The sequence below is a fragment of the Pelistega sp. MC2 genome, from assembly GCF_900099475.1.
In the GTDB taxonomy this organism is placed as follows: Bacteria; Pseudomonadota; Gammaproteobacteria; order Burkholderiales; family Burkholderiaceae_B; genus Taylorella; species Taylorella indica.
Window position 1 is genome coordinate 934002 of the sequence record NZ_LT628275.1, and the last position, 17422, is coordinate 951423.

18 protein-coding genes and 1 pseudogene are annotated in these 17422 nt (G+C 35.7%); 13 read left to right on the plus strand and 6 right to left on the minus strand.

Translation table 11 applies throughout. From position 1 onward, the window contains the following. Positions 1–419 precede the first annotated feature (419 nt). The 7 genes and pseudogenes from BQ4443_RS10065 to BQ4443_RS12240 form a co-directional block, all read left to right on the plus strand. Entirely contained in the window at positions 420–611 is a 192-nt protein-coding gene (locus BQ4443_RS10065) for a hypothetical protein (protein WP_071058848.1), read from the plus strand. Between the two features lie 180 nt (positions 612–791). Continuing rightward, positions 792–1211, plus strand: a complete 420-nt coding sequence (locus tag BQ4443_RS10070; RefSeq protein WP_071058849.1) for a hypothetical protein — start codon at positions 792–794, stop codon at positions 1209–1211. Positions 1212–1460: 249 nt separating this feature from the next. Then, positions 1461–2573, plus strand: coding sequence for a CRISPR-associated ring nuclease Csm6 (gene csm6 / locus BQ4443_RS10075; RefSeq protein WP_071058851.1), 1113 nt, complete (start codon positions 1461–1463; stop codon positions 2571–2573). A gap of 30 nt (positions 2574–2603) precedes the next feature. After that, complete coding sequence (csx16, locus tag BQ4443_RS10080) at positions 2604–2897, plus strand: CRISPR-associated protein Csx16 (RefSeq protein WP_071058852.1); 294 nt, start codon at positions 2604–2606, stop codon at positions 2895–2897. Between the two features lie 45 nt (positions 2898–2942). Further along, complete coding sequence (locus BQ4443_RS10085) at positions 2943–4121, plus strand: Card1-like endonuclease domain-containing protein (protein ID WP_071058854.1); 1179 nt, start codon at positions 2943–2945, stop codon at positions 4119–4121. A 120-nt stretch (positions 4122–4241) separates the two neighbouring features. Continuing rightward, positions 4242–4643 (plus strand): hypothetical protein, encoded by a 402-nt coding sequence (locus tag BQ4443_RS10090; RefSeq protein WP_071058856.1) that lies wholly within the window; start codon positions 4242–4244, stop codon positions 4641–4643. 126 nt (positions 4644–4769) lie between these two features. After that, a pseudogene (locus BQ4443_RS12240) lies at positions 4770–4895 on the plus strand (helix-turn-helix domain-containing protein); the annotation flags it as partial. Between the two features lie 319 nt (positions 4896–5214). On the opposite strand, the gene BQ4443_RS10095 reads toward BQ4443_RS12240, so the two are convergent. The 3 genes from BQ4443_RS10095 to BQ4443_RS10110 form a co-directional block, all read right to left on the minus strand. Further along, positions 5215–6293, minus strand: a protein-coding gene (locus BQ4443_RS10095; protein WP_176752467.1) for an IS3 family transposase whose coding sequence is annotated in 2 segments (ribosomal slippage) — positions 5215–6032 and positions 6032–6293 — 1080 coding nt in all. Because the reading frame shifts where the segments join, the coding sequence is not laid out codon by codon here. Positions 6294–6339: 46 nt separating this feature from the next. After that, positions 6340–9066 (minus strand): nuclease domain-containing protein, encoded by a 2727-nt coding sequence (locus BQ4443_RS10105; protein WP_071058860.1) that lies wholly within the window; start codon positions 9064–9066, stop codon positions 6340–6342. A gap of 11 nt (positions 9067–9077) precedes the next feature. Further along, on the minus strand, positions 9078–11321 hold the full coding sequence (locus tag BQ4443_RS10110) for an McrB family protein (protein WP_071058862.1): 2244 nt from the start codon (positions 11319–11321) through the stop codon (positions 9078–9080). 256 nt (positions 11322–11577) lie between these two features. Between BQ4443_RS10110 and BQ4443_RS10115 the strand changes: the two genes are divergently transcribed. Both BQ4443_RS10115 and BQ4443_RS10120 read left to right on the plus strand, forming a co-directional pair. Then, positions 11578–11916 (plus strand): hypothetical protein, encoded by a 339-nt coding sequence (locus BQ4443_RS10115; RefSeq protein WP_083331914.1) that lies wholly within the window; start codon positions 11578–11580, stop codon positions 11914–11916. A 474-nt stretch (positions 11917–12390) separates the two neighbouring features. Further along, positions 12391–12720, plus strand: a complete 330-nt coding sequence (locus BQ4443_RS10120; protein WP_071058863.1) for a hypothetical protein — start codon at positions 12391–12393, stop codon at positions 12718–12720. Positions 12721–13071: 351 nt separating this feature from the next. Here the strand turns inward: BQ4443_RS10120 and BQ4443_RS12340 are convergent, their stop codons facing one another. The 3 genes from BQ4443_RS12340 to BQ4443_RS12475 form a co-directional block, all read right to left on the minus strand. Beyond that, the gene (locus tag BQ4443_RS12340) at positions 13072–13272 is read right to left on the minus strand and encodes a hypothetical protein (protein WP_143000593.1); all 201 of its coding nucleotides are present in this window, start codon (positions 13270–13272) and stop codon (positions 13072–13074) included. Between the two features lie 143 nt (positions 13273–13415). Beyond that, a complete protein-coding gene (locus BQ4443_RS12695) occupies positions 13416–13547 on the minus strand; it encodes a hypothetical protein (protein WP_023949619.1) in 132 nt (43 codons plus the stop codon). Between the two features lie 273 nt (positions 13548–13820). Then, positions 13821–13967 carry a hypothetical protein gene (locus BQ4443_RS12475; RefSeq protein WP_155805784.1) on the minus strand — a complete coding sequence of 49 codons (147 nt, stop codon included), beginning with the start codon at positions 13965–13967 and terminating at the stop codon, positions 13821–13823. 372 nt (positions 13968–14339) lie between these two features. Here BQ4443_RS12475 and BQ4443_RS10125 point away from each other — a divergent pair, with 372 nt between their 5' ends. The 4 genes from BQ4443_RS10125 (at position 14340) to BQ4443_RS10140 (ending at position 17417) form a co-directional block, all read left to right on the plus strand. Further along, positions 14340–14678, plus strand: a complete 339-nt coding sequence (locus BQ4443_RS10125) for a hypothetical protein (RefSeq protein ID WP_071058864.1) — start codon at positions 14340–14342, stop codon at positions 14676–14678. A gap of 386 nt (positions 14679–15064) precedes the next feature. Next, positions 15065–15619 carry a hypothetical protein gene (locus tag BQ4443_RS10130; protein ID WP_071058865.1) on the plus strand — a complete coding sequence of 185 codons (555 nt, stop codon included), beginning with the start codon at positions 15065–15067 and terminating at the stop codon, positions 15617–15619. Between the two features lie 453 nt (positions 15620–16072). Continuing rightward, on the plus strand, positions 16073–16927 hold the full coding sequence (locus BQ4443_RS10135; RefSeq protein ID WP_071058866.1) for a M23 family metallopeptidase: 855 nt from the start codon (positions 16073–16075) through the stop codon (positions 16925–16927). A 49-nt stretch (positions 16928–16976) separates the two neighbouring features. Beyond that, complete coding sequence (locus tag BQ4443_RS10140; protein WP_071058867.1) at positions 16977–17417, plus strand: GNAT family N-acetyltransferase; 441 nt, start codon at positions 16977–16979, stop codon at positions 17415–17417. Positions 17418–17422: the final 5 nt, after the last annotated feature.

Sequence of the window (17422 nt, forward strand, 5' to 3'; positions counted from 1 at the left end):
TCATTTGATAAGAAAAAAGAATTTAATTTTTGGAGCGATTATCCAGAAAAATTAACACAAGAAGAAAAAGCTATTTTTGATAAAGAAAACCCAGAACTAGCTAAATTAAAGAACTACTGAAATAAAGTTGGAAAAAAACCACGAATATTAGGGGATTAGGATCCTGCATGGAGGTTTGGTTGTTCACCTGAATTAATCCTATATGTGAGGCAACTATTTACCTTACCTTGAGATAGAATAACTCAATTGCCTTTGCTTAAAAAAATGCTAAGGCTTGCATTGTTGTAAGCACTGAATGGCTTTTTTATTTTATCTAATAATTTTTATTCTAAATTTTGATAAACTATGCGTATCCCATGTAAGGCTCTGCCGTACTATTCGGCTTTGTCTTTGAACAAAGCAGGGCGAGCATACTTGATATGCCACGTGTGTTGGACGGATTGCATTGGGATAAAAGGGCTCATTTTGAGCCCTTTTCTTTTTGTATGTTGGTTTTTGCTACTTTGGTTTTAGTGTCTACATTGTTAGCTAGCAGTATGTCATTACCTTTTGATGTACTAGGGCTAGTATTGTTGGATGATTATCTTCACTATATGCTGCATACAGTATGAGAGTTTAAAAACAGACTATTAGCTGATTATGACCAGCACGTTTTGTAGGATATCTTCAGTCTTAATAGCATCTTAAATAGCATAGATCAAAGCACAACACAGCAACAAATTTGTCAGTTACCTAAAAAGACTGCTCTTGGGTGATAATAACATCATTCAATATAAATAGGAGATGTTGTGATGTCAGATAAAGAGACAGATGCTAATTTTTCTCAATTATCAGATTTAATGAGTGATGACGATTCAAATCACCTTGATACTTCCCCAACACCGTGGCTAAGTGATGATATGAACAGCGAAGATTTTACCTATACAGGAAATGAGGCAAAAGAAATACTTGCTGGAGTCCTCTCTTTAGGGAAAATTTTAGAGAGCTGTATTGGCATGAAAGGCGAATTTTTTATGGAGGAACTAGGGCGTATAGCTCACTTTCAATTTGGTTCCGATAACAAAATTTATTTTGATTTTTATTATAAAACGGTGTGTAAAGAAAATTACATTGAGAGTGAAATCCTTGACCTTAATCAATATGAGCCTGAAACGATGTGGTTTAAGGCAACAAAGATTAATCAATGTAGTGATAATTCTCTCGATAATTAAACAGGTGGCTGACCTCTGCACGCAACGATTGTTTAGGATAAATAACCTAGCAAAACCACCTAACAATCAATCATTGCTTATCCTATTACCGTGAAAGTTAACAAGAAGTTTAAAAATCAACAAATTTGTTATGCTTTATTTAATGCTTAAATACATTTAAGCTATTCAAATCAATCACATATTGTTTATATTCAAAATAAAATATGGGATGATACATGAATAATAAATGCAAAAATTTTACATAGAGTTATGGAACAACAATATCAGAAAATTTTAGTTGCTGTCACTGGCATGTCTCCACAGGTATTAACGGAAACAATTTATGCGTTATATAAAGATAAACAATGGATACCTGATGAAGTTCACGTCTTGACTACTGCTATGGGAGCGGCAAATATTCGCGATACTCTGCTAGGTAAAGGTGGATATTTACAAAAGCTTATCAAGGATTATCACTTGTCACCTATTGTCTTTGATGAAAGTCATATTCATGTGATTAAGGATAATCAGCAACAACCTTTGGCGGATATTCGTACGCCTGAACAAAATTCTGAAGCGGCGGATATGATTATGCAGTTCATGTTTAATTTATGTAAGTTAGCCAATACTCAGATACATGTTTCTATTGCTGGTGGCAGAAAATCCATGGGATTTTATATTGGTTATGCACTGTCTTTATTTGGTAGACCACAAGATAGTTTATCCCATGTGTTAGTAGAAGAGGCGTTTGAGCAAAATCCAGAGTTTTTTTATCCTAGTGTAGAAAAGCAATTAGTCCATACAGCACGAAGTGGTTGCCGAGATGCATCAACAGCAAAAGTGATGTTGGCGGATATTCCTTTTGTGCGTATCCGTCAAGGGATGCCTAATTTGTCTGAAGATAAACTATGGCATTTTAGTGATATTGTTGCTCAGACACAAAAAGATTTGACGGTGAGTGAGTTAAAAATCTATCCATCAGAACAAAAAATTATGTGTGCAGGGATGGAGATTAGATTAACTTGGCAACAATTTGCGGTGTATTGGGCAATGGCTGAACTACGATTACAGAATAAACAGATTACTAAAAGTGTGAGTATGCCAGAGGATGAAAAGATCCTTGCTAATCAATATATTAAATGCTATTTTTCCTCAGCAAAGGCCAGACAAGAGTGTCAAGATGATATAGAAATTGTTCAGAAAAGAATGCGAGCAGATATTTGGCGTATTCTTCAAGAGTGTCGTTCTAAAATCCATAAAAAATTAGATATGACATTAGGTACAAGTGCAGAGCAATACTATATTGAAAGTAAGGGGAAAAATCATCAAAAATTATATATGCTAGGACTTGATAGTTCCGCTATTTCAATCGTGACAACATAGATTTATAACAAAAAGGAAAGGCATATAACAATGACATGCTATTTTATTTCTCGCCATCAAGGGGCTGCCTCTTGGATCCAAGAGCAGGGACTAGAGATTGATCAAATGCTAACGCATCTAGACATGAATATTTTAAAGAGAGGTGATACCGTTGTGGGTACATTACCCATTAATTTAGTGGCTGAATTAACAGAGTTGGGGGTACGTTATTTACATCTCACTTTAAATATGCCTGAGAGTATGCGAGGTAAAGAACTAAGTCCAGAGGAAATGAAGCAAATCAATGCTTATTTGCAAGAATATCAAGCAACCAAAGTAGAATAATCATATAGAGTAGATATTAGATATATAGGGATAGAGGAAGGGGAAATGAGTTTACATATTTGTTTATTATCTGATCAATTATTAGCGAATTACCTACCTATTAAGCAATTTAAGCCGTCAAAAGTCTTGATGCTGAGTACTAGCTACATTCGAAAGCATCAGCTAGATCAGCGATTTAAGCGTATGGTTGAAAAACTGGGTGTGGAGTGCATTGATTACCCGCACAATGTTCCTACAGAAAGCTATGTGGATATTCAATTATTCTTTATGGAGTGTCAGGACTATATTCGTCAGTTAGGGGAAACGGATATCACACTCAATTTGACAGGCGGTAATAAGTTGATGACCTTATCGGCATATCATGAATTGCATGATGAATGTTCAGCCTATATCTATACAAATACAAGTCAGGGCAATATTGAGTTTCTTGAAAATAATCAACAGCCAGCGGTTAAATTAGAAAGTTTATTAAACATTGATGAGTCTCTTTCTGCTTATGGTGTACAAACAAGTGGGCATAATAGTGGAGGAGAAGCATGGCGAGAACGTGTGAAGAATAGACATGCTTTGACGATGAAGCTAGCTAAATTTGCAAGTGATGAGAGAAAAAGAGGATTCATAGGGGCGTTAAATTATCGTTGTTCTCAAGCACTAGATAATAAGTTACAGCCTAATGGTGAATATAAAGTCATTCTAGTAAAACCAACTCAAGTATTTGACTATTTAAGTCCTGAAAATCGAGAGTTTTTAAAAGATTGCCAGAAACATCAGCTTTTATCATTTGATGAGAGTCAAAAAAGCATCACGTTTAATACCCCTCAAGATGCTTTGTATTTAGGAGGGATGTGGCTAGAAGAATTAGTCTATCATTTAGCCGGTAAACACCAGTTGAATGATTATCGATGTGGACAAAAAGTTCGTCTACAAAAAACGGATAATGAATTAGACGTGGTTATGGTACATAATAACCGTTTGTTAGTTGTTGAGTGCAAAACAATTCGATTTAGCAACCAAGACGATAGCGATAACGATATTTTGTATAAGCTTGATAGTGTTAGTGATAGCTTAAAAGGCTTATATGGAGAAGCTTGGTTAGTCTCTGCTAGATCTATAGACAGAGAATCTATTTTGGAAAGAGCAAAAAGCTTGAATATTAAAATTATTTCAGGTAAAGATGTCCATGATTTGAGCAAAATGCTGTTGGAATGGGCTAATGGGAAATAGTCTGACGATTTGTTTTTAGTGATTAGTTTTAAACGGTAGAATGATAAAAAATATAAAACTTAGGTTTGCTTTGGCACAATGAGTTATAAATGAGTAAATGCTTTAAAGGATAAAGAATAAATGATAGAAATATTAGATAAGATTACGATTGTATTTGCTTTTATTATTATGCTGCTAACAATATGTGGTTGGGGAATGACTGTTTGCAATCATTATAAAAATAAAAAATTAATTAGTGTTTTACTTTACAACAAAGAAACCCCTGAAACCAAAGTTTTATTATCCCAAAGAGTTATGCGTAAACATTTAAGCCGTGCAGAATTAAAAGGGTGTCTAAGTGATTGCTACAGAGGAGCTAATAGGAGTTATGATATTCCGTATTTAGGTGATGGAAAATTTTCTAATTCCTTACGCCTTGCACAACAAGGAAAAACAGATAGCGTGGAAATAGAGTTATCTGAGCCTAACTCATTAATTGCCGATTTTAAAACCGCTCCTATGGATATGCCACTCTCAGAGTAAGTACAAAAATTCCAGAGCTTATAGGTGTAGAAGTTCAGACCAAATCTGACAAATGAGTTGCAAAAAAGAGAGTTTCCCGTTTGAATAAGAGGTGCGAATCTTTTAAACAAACAAAAGGAAACTCTCATGTTACATACTACCAATAATGTGATTAAACATAAAGCAGGACTGCTTAATTTAGCAGAGCAATTAAAAAATGTGTCGCAAGCATGCAAAATTATGGGCGTATCGAGGGATACATTTTATCGCTATANTATAGGTGAAGTGATAAGGCTTGTTTAAACTCCTCTTCGGAGGTGATAGTTGTACTATTGCCTATATTATTGGGTGTTTTTTTGCTTTTGGTATTGCCATAAGTCCGATTCTATTCTAATACTATCAGAAATGGACTGATTTTTTAGTACATATGCGGGCAATTGAAGCCCAAAGGTATTAAAAAAACTCAGTCCTTTTTTATTATCCCAATATAACAAATTATATTATCCAAACTATGCTGAATTTGATTATTGCTGCGACAATAAATGTATGACCCCCATTTTTAGGAACACCTTTTAGTGGAATGATATGGATTTTAAGCCGCTTTAAGTCGCGGGGGTACACCTCCTATAGCCATGTTAGGCCGTACGTTATTATACTGCCATTGCCATTGGGTGACTAGCAACTCAGCTTGCTCCAATGAGTCAAAGATATACATATTTAAAAGCTCCTCCCTGACAGTTCGGTTAAATCGCTCAATATAGGCATTTTGATAGGGCTTGCCTGGCTGAATGTAGTTCAGACGAATGCCTTGACTTTCAGTCCATGAGATCAGTCGTTCTGAGATATACTCAGGACCATTGTCAACTCGTATCTCTTTAGGCTTTCCACGCTGCTCAATTGTGCGCTCTAGGTATCGAATCACCTGCTCGCTCGGAATAGATAAGGCAACATCCATGGCTAACGCTTCTCGGTTGAAATCATCAATGACGTTCAATAAACGTAGTCTACGGCCATCGGCTAGTGCATCACTCATAAAATCCATTGACCATACCTGATTAGCAGCTGTGGGCACAGCCAGTGGCGCTGGCTGCTTTCGTTGAAGGCGTAGACGAGGTTTAATAGGTAAGTTCAATGCTAACTCCTTGTAGATGCGGTAAACACGCTTATGATTCCAAACAGCGCCTTGGACATTTCTAAGATAGAAAAAGCATAGCTTAAAGCCCCAACGCTTATTGGCTTGGGTAAGTTTAATCAAGCAATCGGCAATCTGCTCGTCCTCAGCCTTTCCTTTACTTTGATAGTAATAACTTGATGTGCTAATACCCACCGTTCGGCAAGCTAACCTGACAGCAAAGCCTTGACGTGATACAAGTGTTCTTGTCATCGCTTTTCGTAGCGATGGCTTTACCACTTTCCCTCAAGTAGCTCCTTTCGCGCCTCGGAAACTAGCCGCTCCTCAGCATAAAGCTTCTTAAGCTTCGCATTCTCTTCCTGTAGGCGTTTTAGCTCATTGAGCATTGACGAGTCCATGCCGGCATATTTGCTACGCCATTTGTAAAAAGCAGATTGGCTCATGCCGTGCTCACGACACAAATCAGCAACGCTCACGCCGCTCTCATGCTGTTTAAGAATAGATAAGATTTGTCGCTCGGTAAATTGTTTTCTACGCATGAAAAATTCCTTTAAATTTAACAAATAGTTTAACGAAATTTTCCACTCATCGGTGTTTCGATTTTAGAGGAGTATTACCATAAGAACGCTTATTACGGTTATTAAATAAGTAGTGTCCTTTTTTCCTGTTTATATTTTCATCATATTCATCATCAAACTCTTTGTAAGCGTTAAAGAATTTATCAAGAATTTCGTTACACGCTGGACAAACGATATTGGTAAGTTGTTCTGGTCGTGTTTGATGGTAGGTCCAGCGAGAACTATTTTTATATAAACGTGTATCGCAGCTAAAGCAAATGGTATAAATACTTTCTAATGTACATTGTAGACAAATGCTGACAATTCTAGGATGCCCACCTTTTGTCTGATTATGAGAGAGTGTTAGTTTGTTTTTATCATGGTTACCACAATTCATACAATGGATATTGTGCCAGAGTATTTTATTGTTTCCCCCAATAATATGGGTATTAGATTGTAGGAATAAGCCAACTAATCTATGTAGATGCTCATCATTACGTAGCTGCTGGGATGTGGGGCTGAGAGGAATAAAACCTGTACGATGATTATGCCACTGCCCATATTGGCAGTGATTACCCCAAGCTTCTAGTGGAGATTTATCATGATGAATTTGTAAATCAATATTAGGGTGGAGAATAAACACACGTGCGTTATTTTGCTCAAGTTGGTATCCTTTATCGAGGAGCTTGTCGATTTCATTATAGAAAAAGTTTTCATTTGTAGATGTTTTAAATTTGGCATCCATAATTAAGTATTGATGACTAGGACTACTCTCATTAATCTCAAAATTGATTTGCTCTGTTGATGGAATTGTTTTCTCATCAAAAAGATTCTCTATGAACAATACAAAATCAGGTCTATTACCATTCGCTAATTCTTTTTGGAAATACAGGGTAATACGCTGACAGGTTTCTTGGCTGTAAAACTCAAAAGAAATGTTTTTTTCTTTTTTAGCAACCGCATCAATTAGACGTTGTTGCCAGTCACCGATTAATTCAAAGTAAAAATGTTGATTTAAGACATCAATAATTTTTAGTAAACACCAATACTCATACAGGGAGGCGGTATTAATTAATCCAATAGAGTCAACTTTTGTTAGCGTATCTAGCATATGCTCATTAAGCCCACCCGATAACAGAATATTTCTATACGCAGACTTAATCCCCGCATAATGAGGATTTTGAATAAATACCATGCTATTGGGACAACTATTTTTGACTCCTACTTTATGATGCTGTAGGTATTGCAATACTTTTTTTAAGCGTTTGATAAGAGGAGGGATGATTTTTTCAAACTCTTTTAGTAGTGATTGGTTTTCCCTGTGCTTTTGAATATTATTCCTAAGCATTTTACTTTCAATCGCAATATCGTCTAATTCATCTCTGCTTAAAGGTGCTTGCCAATTATTTTCGGCATATTGCTGATAGGAAGATTGTCGTCTTTCTACAGATTGGATGATAGTGTTTTGAATAAAGGTAATGTGTTCGAAAGCTTTTAAGGTAAGAACCGCAAAATTTTTCTTTTGAGATGAGTAATGATTGGTATTCCAATCAAATACTCCTGCTATTTCAAATGTTGAGTACGGAAAAACACCATGAGCCCCCTGAATCTTATCCCAAATTAAAGGAGAAAACCTGAAGACTAAATAACTCAATTGGTCTTTTTTATCATAGTCAAAGTTCTCTTTAAATTCAAAAAAGAATTCATTTTTTCTCTTGCCGTATACTCCTTTTAATTGAATCGTATATGTTCTGGAGTGTAGATGACGGCGTAAAACTTCTTTATTATCCTCATCATTAATCAATAAGTCATTAATTTGTTCTTGCTGTGCTTTTAAACGATTAATCTCTTGTTCCAATACCACTTTATCGATAGTTTTTGTTTTACGACCCTCATTTTGAGTTAACCATAATTCTTGATCCTTAATAATCTCATTGAATTTATGATGTTGTATCTGTTGTATAGACTCTGAGTGTTCAAGTAAAACAAGTGCTCGTTTGAGACAGTAATGGATATATTGATTTTCAGGAGTATTTAGACTCTCATAGAAATCACGGCTTGTATACTCACGAGAAAAAGGAGCTATCGCATATTCTCTAAAGGTTCTAGGTGTTGGTCTGACTTCTCGTAATGGTTTAGTCGTTTGTACTTCACTTAATACAATGTGAGGTTTTTGGATAAGTTCTTCTGCATCCTCAATTAAATGCTTAAAATAATGAAGCGTTTTATGGCTAAAGAAAGGGACTTGTTGGGATACATTGGTTTGTGCTGTACTGTTATTATCTAAAACAAGCATCCATAAATTATGTTGAAAATCTGCCAACATATGTTGTAAATCTTCAAGGCTAAAATGATGACTGTGATTTAGTACATATAAATGACTGTTTTGAATGATAAGCTCATATCGCCCAGCGGTACGCATAAGTTCACTTAGCACTCTTGTTTTTGTCGGTGAATCATCCCAAGCATTGCATTCAATCCACCATGTTTTGCCAGTGTGAGGATCCTCAATAGGCATTAATTCCTGATGTAGTTGATTATGGCGAATAAAGTAGGGTGGATGCTCAATTGAGATATCCTTAATATGAAATCCAATGTAGTTATCAACCCCTCTAAACGTCATTGTCTCAACCTCAAAGGCAGACTTCTTTATCTCAGAGGGGTTAAGAGTTAATGTATCACTCACTGAAATGGATTTCAGCGTACGGTTCGGATGCCAAGTTAGCTCTAAATAGGATACGTCAATATTTAACATTATTTATTACTTTAGCGAGACCAGTAATTAACGACCCAGTCATTAACTTCTGCATTTGCAATTACTCTATCAAGCTCTTTTAAGGCATCTAGTTGAGCATCTTCTACTGCCAATGTATCTAGCTCCTCAGCCAGATAATTTCTAAACTGTAGTAAGACATCTTTGCGTTTTTGTTCTGTATTTCCAACTGTTTTTTCCCCATCAAAAACAAGTTTAGGTAATATTTTATGCAGAACAATATTGTTGAGTAAGTGCTGAGGTGAATAATTAAATACACTAAGAGATTCTTGGTATTGCAATGCTTGACGTACTGTTCTCAAACCAAATTCAATCCCTAAAGGATCCAAGTAGTTTCTCACAATAAAAATAAGTTGTTGGACTAATGGTTGTTCGTTATCAAAGGCAGGATAGTCTTTTCGGGTACCTAAATCTTCTGGTTTAATAAGGACAGGTGAACTAATATCAATAGAGAAATTATTAATCTCTGTTTCTATACTATCCCAATCAGTGAGTAGAGGACTTGAGAAACGCATAATATGTGCTCTATCAAGTATTTTAGGTGATAAGTAATGAGTGGTATCATCAACATTGATAGCACCAATGATGCGAACATTTGACGGGAGTTCTATTTTTGCACGAGTACGAAAATAACTATTCATCAATTTACGCAAATTAGTATGATATTTTAGTAATGAATCGCCTTCTTTAAAACCACATAAATCATGTAGTTTTTGATTAGATTCTTCGTCTTTAAGTAAATCTAGAAAACTTGTTAATTCTTTATTAGGAAAAGATTGTTTTGTTTCTTCAACCAAAGCAAGGAAATTTTGTGCCTCTTTAATCACATCAGAAGCCTCTGTCTCGGAATAAAGACTCAGAGTAGGGAGTTGTTTACGCTCTTCCATTAAGCTAAGAAAATCAGCAAAATAATATTCCACTCGTGCCAAATTCATTTCATCTAAACAAATAAAATAAGGAATAGTGGGGTTGACGGAGGCTTCAAAAATAGCCTCTAAGAAAGGAGAAGATTGATATTTTTTCTCAATAGGATTGTAATACCCTAGTAAATCTTCGGCACTAGTCCAATTTGGTTTAACTGGAATAATAATCGCTTTTCCGCCTACAGCCTCAGCAAATGATTTAACAAGATTAGTTTTGCCCGAACCAGAATCACCAGCTAAGACGATTAAATCATGAGTGGTTATCAAGGCATAGTAATCAGCAAGAACATCTTGGCGATAGATAATGTTTTTATTGTATAAATAGGCTTGGATATATTGAACAGTACGAATAGGGTTTTTATCGAAAACGTCAGCATGATTGTGTCCTATTTGTTGAACAGTTTCAGGAACAATCCCGAGAATTTCATTGACAGTGTCTTGTTCAATTAATTCTAAATCAAGTAAGAGTTTGGCTTTACTTTCAATAAATTGATTTAGTTTTTTCAATTCTTGCTCCAAGTTTTTTTGTAGGGTAAGCAGTTTTTGATTAAAAAATTGTTCTTGCTCTATATAGTGTTCTTCAAGCTCTTTTAAGGAGTTTTGTTGTTGTTTGATATGATTTTCTAAGTCGGTGAGTTGATTTTTTTTATTGCTGACTTTGTCATTTAAATTAGCATTGTCAAGGGTCAGAGATTCTTTTTCTTGTGATAAATCTTGTAGATTTTTTTGGATATGTGTTATCTGCTCTTGAATTTGTTGTGTATTTTTTTCTGTGATGATGGAAACTACCCATTCATCCAAAAATTGATTATTTTCAATCTCATGTGAAAAATTTTGTATCTTGAAGTCGTTAGGTAGACGAATTAATTGTTGTAATGTTTCAGGTACTACTTCTAAGGCAAAAGGATTTGCGTGTTTCTCTCTTTCATGAGGAGGAGATAATCTCACAATAGCCTTGAGCCAAACAGATTTTTCTTTTGATAGTTCGTTGAAATCAGTTAAAAAGGTAGATTGATTGTTTCCTAGATAAACAATATGCCATATGCCACGATAATGCTTACGGATTTTGTTGGGTAAGCTATTGGCATCAATAGGATAAAGTAAGGGTTCCCCTGTTTTAGGATGCCTCAAATCATGTAAAACATAAAAGGAAGCATCCTTGTCATTATTTATTGAGATGGCGTGAGTACTCAAACAACCAATAATTTCAAAGGGTTTGTCAGGTGGTAATTCCCATGCCTCTTTTAATAAAGACAGAAGCTCACTATTACTACGTTGTATAAGGTCAGTATAAGAATACAAGGTGTTAGTCATGGTAGCTCTAGTAATCTTATGTCGTGTATCAGAGAATGTCTACTTTTTTGCTGCAAGTATATTATGGGTGGCAACATATTTTCTTTAGACTATTTGTGGCGTACATATTATTACATATATTACATTATTTATCACGATAACAAATTCTCTTTTGTTGCTAACAAATTTGTTATAGATGCGATTATGTTGTGTTTCTTGTATTGTTTATTGTTAGAAATCTATTACAAGTTAAGAGTATTTTTTAGGGAGTGTTTATATGTGTAAAAAGATAGTTATATTAGCAAGTATTGTTGTATCACAAACGGCTATGGCATATTCATGGGTGCCGGTAGAGACAGGAGGGGGCTCTAGTACGACTTTTATGAGCAATGGCGATAGTTATACGAGACATGGGAATATTACTATGGGTTCAAACGGTGATACTTATTATCACCATGGAAATGTGACTACTAGTTCAACAGGCCAATCGTATTATCATCATGGGAATCTCACAATAGATTCTGATGGTAATATGTATCAACGAAGTGGTAATACAACCTATGGATCAAATGGCACCTATTGCACACAAATGGGGAATACAGTGCAATGCTATTAATATCGCTAATGTAATCTGATTAGAATTAAATAGTGCTAATAGTAAGTAAATTTAATTAGAATTAGCTACGTCAATTGATTATCAGGTTCTGTTAAGAATTTTATACGTTTATATACCCCTACTTTATAGTAGGGGTATTATTGTATTATTGAGCGTAAACCTCACTGATAAATGAGCCTTGCTTAATATTGAAGAACGTAGGTTGTTGTATGATAGAAAAGTAATCTGCTGTTTTAGAAAAATAAAATGAGTGATGTTGATATATTTGCTGCTTAATTCTGATGTGAGAAATAAATTATTGTGAATTTATTTTTTATTTCAGTCATTAGTTAAAAAGGAACTTATTATGGGTATTATTAAAAATGGACAAAAGCATTACGTTCGCCCTTATTCTCACTCGGAAGAGCCATTTCAAATTTAAAATACGGTCGAATTAGGAGTTATATTCGCTTTCATAATGAATACGATACTCAATTGCCAACGATCGATGATATTGATTTTGATTTATTAGATCAGTTTCAATCAGATAATATTGTTGCTGTTTATGATAACGACTTATATGAAGACTATCGATTCAACATATTTTCGTTATACTTTAACGATATTCACATTGATGCCGAAAAATTTGATAACCCTGTCAATCATTACGACAAAGAAAAAGGTTTAAAGCAAGCCGTAAAGGAAATCATTGAACAAAAAACAGAATTTGCTCTCGTATTTATTAAGTATCGTAATGATAAAATAGTGATACTTAATTATAATAAATACATTGATATGGGTCCTTATGCATTTGACTTATTTTAATTGACAACAAAAATAAGCTGTTTTTAGTAACAACTTATTTTTTTATTTTTAATCTAAATATTCGTATTTCACTAAGAAATTCTCTTCGTATGAAGAAATTTTCTTATTAAAATAAATACGAATTTTACGTCTATCCGTTAATTCTATTTCGGTTAAGACACATACTTCCCGCATATCGTATTGTTGAGTATGAATAGCGGCAGAATAGACGTAGTCAGGATCAATATATTTCGTTTTTTCTTTTTCCTGTAATCCTTCGTAAACATATAAATCGCGATAAGCAATGTAGAAAAAAGCACCGATGTAGGGGATGATTAATTAGCTACAGTACGGTAGATAGTTTTTGCTACATTAAGGGAATGTCTTTCCACATAACGCATGAGTGTTCCCTGCCTTACCGTTAGCACTATGAGCTACCCGAGTATCAAAGGATACTTGTAGCTGAGGTGGTAGTGCTTGTTTGAACTTCTGTTCAGAGGTGATAGGAGATACCTGTCCGTTGACAACATCAGAGTTTTGGCGTACATTAGTAATCGTACTGGACGCTCCCATACTGTCACGAGAACGTATAGGGTCAGTATGCGTAGGTCAGAATGCGTCGCACCCCGCACCTGATTCATCGTCCGGCACCCATCATAGGCAAACAGCTCTTAGCTGTTACTGCCTTTGTTTTGGGCAAACGAACAGAATGTCTCTTATGCTTGATATTCAAACGATACTTTCGCAGTATCTGTTTGCTGATTTATAGTACCTTTGGCGATAGTAGCAACAGTACGTTCGATAAATATTTCAATAACATCACCATATATCATACTATCGACAGACATTCGCTTGGAGATAATATCTGCTAGTTCTATAGCACTACGTATTTTTCCACCAATGTTCCTCCAACAAAGTCTACCCAACCTACGTTTTGACGGTACATTGATCGGTTCACATCAGTTTTGTCTAAAATAGTTGTCTTGTTTTTCTAGGATCCATTTTTAAGCGCTGTTGTAGTATCATCTGAGCCATTATCCCCACGGACTAACGAGCCTTACAAGATGCTAGTAGATGAGGTGGTAAGGTTTGTTTAAAATTTTGTGCAGAGGTGAGAGGGTTTAAAGACTATTGACAACATCAGAGTTTTGACGTACATTAATCAGTGTATCAGACGCTCCCATACTCTGACGCGCAGGTGTAGGCAGGGTATGCGTAGTAGCAGAAGTATCAAATCCTACTCTGCTTACACCGTGTTGGTACAACATAACCAGTATTGGTAGAGCGTTATTATTACCTTTATTTCTGATTAAAGTTACTATTAGAAACAGTCTCGGTAGTGAAATGACCACGACAAAAACTAGAAGTTTCTAGTTTTTATAATGGACAGAAAATCTATAATCTATAAACCCTAGAGAATTTCCCTTCTTTATCTTAGCAAAAAAATTTAACCAAAAGCGTTTAATGGTCACGTCTATATGTAGATGAATGGCAAGTAGATTCTTTGGCAAACTGCAAGGGTTATTTTGAATGGAGGATAATATAAAATGCCTCTCTATAGGTATCGAAAGAAGTATAATATAACCATAAAAAGTGCAGACTATTTTCTCAACAATTGATTAGAATAATGAGGAGAATTTATGACACAAGAAAAAATACGAGACGTTCCCGAACTGCCTGAAGTTATTTACCCTTGCTCTACACAAAGCCCCTACCTAGGGGCACTTGGGCAAGCGATGTACAATATATTCTTTTCGATGGCAGGTATCCCTGACAGTTCCATAGGGGTATCGGGAATGTTTTATGAGAAAGATAACGAGTGTTGGATGTATTTCCATGCAGGGGAAGATAACAAGCTTTATCTTGACTTTTATGATGGTGTAGTGAGTGAGGAAACGTTTATCAATACGCAGATAGTTGACTTCAATATCGTTGAGGATGGCAAGTATGGCAGTTTGCTACTTGATGCGAGTTGCTAGGTATCGTCTGATACGATAACTGTAATACAGAGAGGCTGGTAATACCAGCCTTTATTTTTTACTTATTTATATTTACACCTATACATGTTTATTACCTATACACATGTTGTATGTTTCCTATTATGTAGGAAAGATTTCCATCTCTATCTCATGCATTAACACCAAATAAAACCCATATAAATTATTCAATGATTAGTGAATTTTACTGATGTGTATTTTTATTAATAGAAATACGCTCAGTACGATTGTCTGTGTCAAAAAACTTAATGCAGCGATGTGCTGCCTGCCTCTATGAGTTCTGGGTATACAGATAATCATGCAGCTCTCCGAATACGAATAGTAGGGGATATTAGAAAGATATTAATGACAAATTAAAAGGACTTATCATGCTTATTGATATAACAGATGCAACGCCAGAAAAGTTAAGAGCCACCATTACCCAGTTGTTGGCACACACGAATGACCTTGAGGAATCGATGAGGAAACTAGTAGCTGAACGTAATACGCTAGCCGAAATAGTGAATAGGCTAATGGGTGGTGCGTTTATGGCTGACTATAAACTGCGACGTAAATGGATGCTGATACCAGCAGGCATCGTTGATGAAGGGCAGTTCTTGCCTGAGATTGATGACTCAATCACCATTCATAAAATCAAAGGACACCCAACAGCAAGAGCCTTGCGTATGGCTAATGTTATGTTACCTAAGATTGTAACGCATGTTACACCAACCTACTATCCTGTATATTATGGATGGGAAAAGTACTTAACATTTAAAGATGTTCCTGAAGGCGCTGAGGTAACTATGACTGAAGTCAAGAAGCACTTACCAACGCAAGCAGCTGTGTTAAATGACTTATTGGCAACACTCAAACCTGTGCGTGATAAACAAAAAGCTATTATGAAACGAAGAGAGGGAGGGATGTTTTCTATCGTGGATTAGTGGATTATTATCACTCATGTAAGCTATACATCAGCTATTAAATCACTCAATAATGTAGCCTAAGATTTAAGAGTTGATATTTTTTCATTGGCTTGTTAGACTTAATTCATTGATGTAAGGCCTGCACCGTGAGGATGGGGCATTCAATCGTTAGCCCTCCTTGATTGGAGGGCTAATTGTTTTTGGAAGCCTATACTGAGTCTGCATTTATTCGATAAAATTTTTCTGATTATGCTCAATACGTGCCTTGTGTTGATCGTGGTGTGTTTGTGATTAGTGGAAGTAGTGGGGTAATAATAGATCTTAGTGAATAGAATAAATTTACCACCTCCATTTCTACGCTACAATAAGCTTCTATCTATTCGAGTTGTCCATCTTTTGGTGGCTGTAGTGAGCATATACCAGTTTTACTTTAGGTATTATTCATTTTATACAAAGGTTTATTGTCGTTATATGAAATTCTCTCGTTTTCTTTTTTCTACATTGAGTGGTTTAGTGATTAGTCAATTGGCATGGGCAAATACTTATATTGAAAATCGACTCAATAAGCCTGTGCCGGGTGGGGTAGCGGTAGTTAATCTTGATGCATATAGTCAAGGTGGGGTATTACCTACAGTTCGTTATCAAGGTAATCGTGTTTTAGTGGTTAAATCGGATCAAAATATCTTGGCAATTGTTGGTATTCCGTTAAAAACCTCTGCTGGAGCTCAAACACTGGTAGTAAGTAGTCAGGGTAAAGAGTCGCAAGTGAGTTTTAATGTTGGAAGTAAGAAATACAAAGAGCAACATATTAAGCTTTCAAGTAATAAGCATGTTAATCCTTCTGCTGAAGATGAAGCGCGTTTTAAGCGTGAACTCAATGAGCAATTAGCCGCTTATAAGAATTTTCGTGAAGTAAAACCAAGTAATATTGTGCTAGATAGACCTGTTGATGGTGGACATTATTCTAGTCCATTTGGCTTGCGTCGTTTTTTTAATGGACAGGAGCGTAATCCTCATTCTGGCTTGGATATTGCTGTTCCTCAAGGTACACCGGTTAAGGCTGCTGCGGATGGGGTGGTAACCATTGTGGCAGATTATTTCTTTAATGGAAAAACGGTTTTTGTCGATCATGGGCAGGGTATGGTAACCATGTATTGTCATTTATCCGCCATTGATGTGAAAAAAGGGCAAGTCGTAAAAAGAGGTGAGTCATTAGGTAAGGTTGGCTCTACAGGACGTTCTACTGGCCCACATCTTCATTGGAATGTTAGTTTAAATAATGTACGAGTGGATCCCGCTATTTTTGTAGGTGCGTTTCAGCCTTAATGAAGAAAATCTTATGTCTATTAGATAGTTGTAGGGAAGTGGTAGGAGCATGATGATTCGTTTACTCTGTGAAGAGGATTATCCTCAGTGGTTGTCCTTATGGCAGGATTATTTAGCATTTAATCATCAAACATTGGCTCTATCTATTACACAACATACTTGGAAAAATTTAACGCAAAGTGAGGTATTAAAGGCGTGGGGTGCGTTTAGTAATACAGGTGAGTTACTTGCGTTTATTCATATTGTGAAGCATCCACATACGTGGAGTGATAGGCATTGTATCTATATTGAGGATTTATTTGTCGTAGCTTCTGCTCGCCGACAAGGTATTGCACGTCAACTCATTGAAACTGTCTATGCATACGCTAAAGAACATCAATGCCACCGAGTGTATTGGGTGACAGGGGCGAATAACATCCAAGCACAAGGGCTATATTCGACATTAGCGACTAAGATGGATATGATTCAGTATCGAAAAGTCGTAGAGTAAACAAC

Bases quoted from the DNA above. Each gene is read 5' to 3' on its own strand.
- BQ4443_RS10140 (WP_071058867.1), top strand. From the start codon at position 16,977: ATGATGATTCGTTTACTCTGTGAAGAGGATTATCCTCAGTGGTTGTCC.
- BQ4443_RS10125 (WP_071058864.1), top strand. From the start codon at position 14,340: ATGACACAAGAAAAAATACGAGACGTTCCCGAACTGCCTGAAGTTATT.
- BQ4443_RS10130 (WP_071058865.1), top strand. From the start codon at position 15,065: ATGCTTATTGATATAACAGATGCAACGCCAGAAAAGTTAAGAGCCACC.
- csm6 (WP_071058851.1), top strand. From the start codon at position 1,461: ATGGAACAACAATATCAGAAAATTTTAGTTGCTGTCACTGGCATGTCT.
- BQ4443_RS12475 (WP_155805784.1), bottom strand. From the start codon at position 13,967: ATGTTGTACCAACACGGTGTAAGCAGAGTAGGATTTGATACTTCTGCT.
- BQ4443_RS12340 (WP_143000593.1), bottom strand. From the start codon at position 13,272: ATGGGAGCGTCCAGTACGATTACTAATGTACGCCAAAACTCTGATGTT.
- BQ4443_RS10065 (WP_071058848.1), top strand. From the start codon at position 420: ATGCCACGTGTGTTGGACGGATTGCATTGGGATAAAAGGGCTCATTTT.
- BQ4443_RS10090 (WP_071058856.1), top strand. From the start codon at position 4,242: ATGATAGAAATATTAGATAAGATTACGATTGTATTTGCTTTTATTATT.
- BQ4443_RS12695 (WP_023949619.1), bottom strand. From the start codon at position 13,547: ATGTCTGTCGATAGTATGATATATGGTGATGTTATTGAAATATTTATC.
- BQ4443_RS10085 (WP_071058854.1), top strand. From the start codon at position 2,943: ATGAGTTTACATATTTGTTTATTATCTGATCAATTATTAGCGAATTAC.
- BQ4443_RS10115 (WP_083331914.1), top strand. From the start codon at position 11,578: ATGTGTAAAAAGATAGTTATATTAGCAAGTATTGTTGTATCACAAACG.
- BQ4443_RS10070 (WP_071058849.1), top strand. From the start codon at position 792: ATGTCAGATAAAGAGACAGATGCTAATTTTTCTCAATTATCAGATTTA.
- csx16 (WP_071058852.1), top strand. From the start codon at position 2,604: ATGACATGCTATTTTATTTCTCGCCATCAAGGGGCTGCCTCTTGGATC.
- BQ4443_RS10110 (WP_071058862.1), bottom strand. From the start codon at position 11,321: ATGACTAACACCTTGTATTCTTATACTGACCTTATACAACGTAGTAAT.
- BQ4443_RS10135 (WP_071058866.1), top strand. From the start codon at position 16,073: ATGAAATTCTCTCGTTTTCTTTTTTCTACATTGAGTGGTTTAGTGATT.
- BQ4443_RS10105 (WP_071058860.1), bottom strand. From the start codon at position 9,066: ATGTTAAATATTGACGTATCCTATTTAGAGCTAACTTGGCATCCGAAC.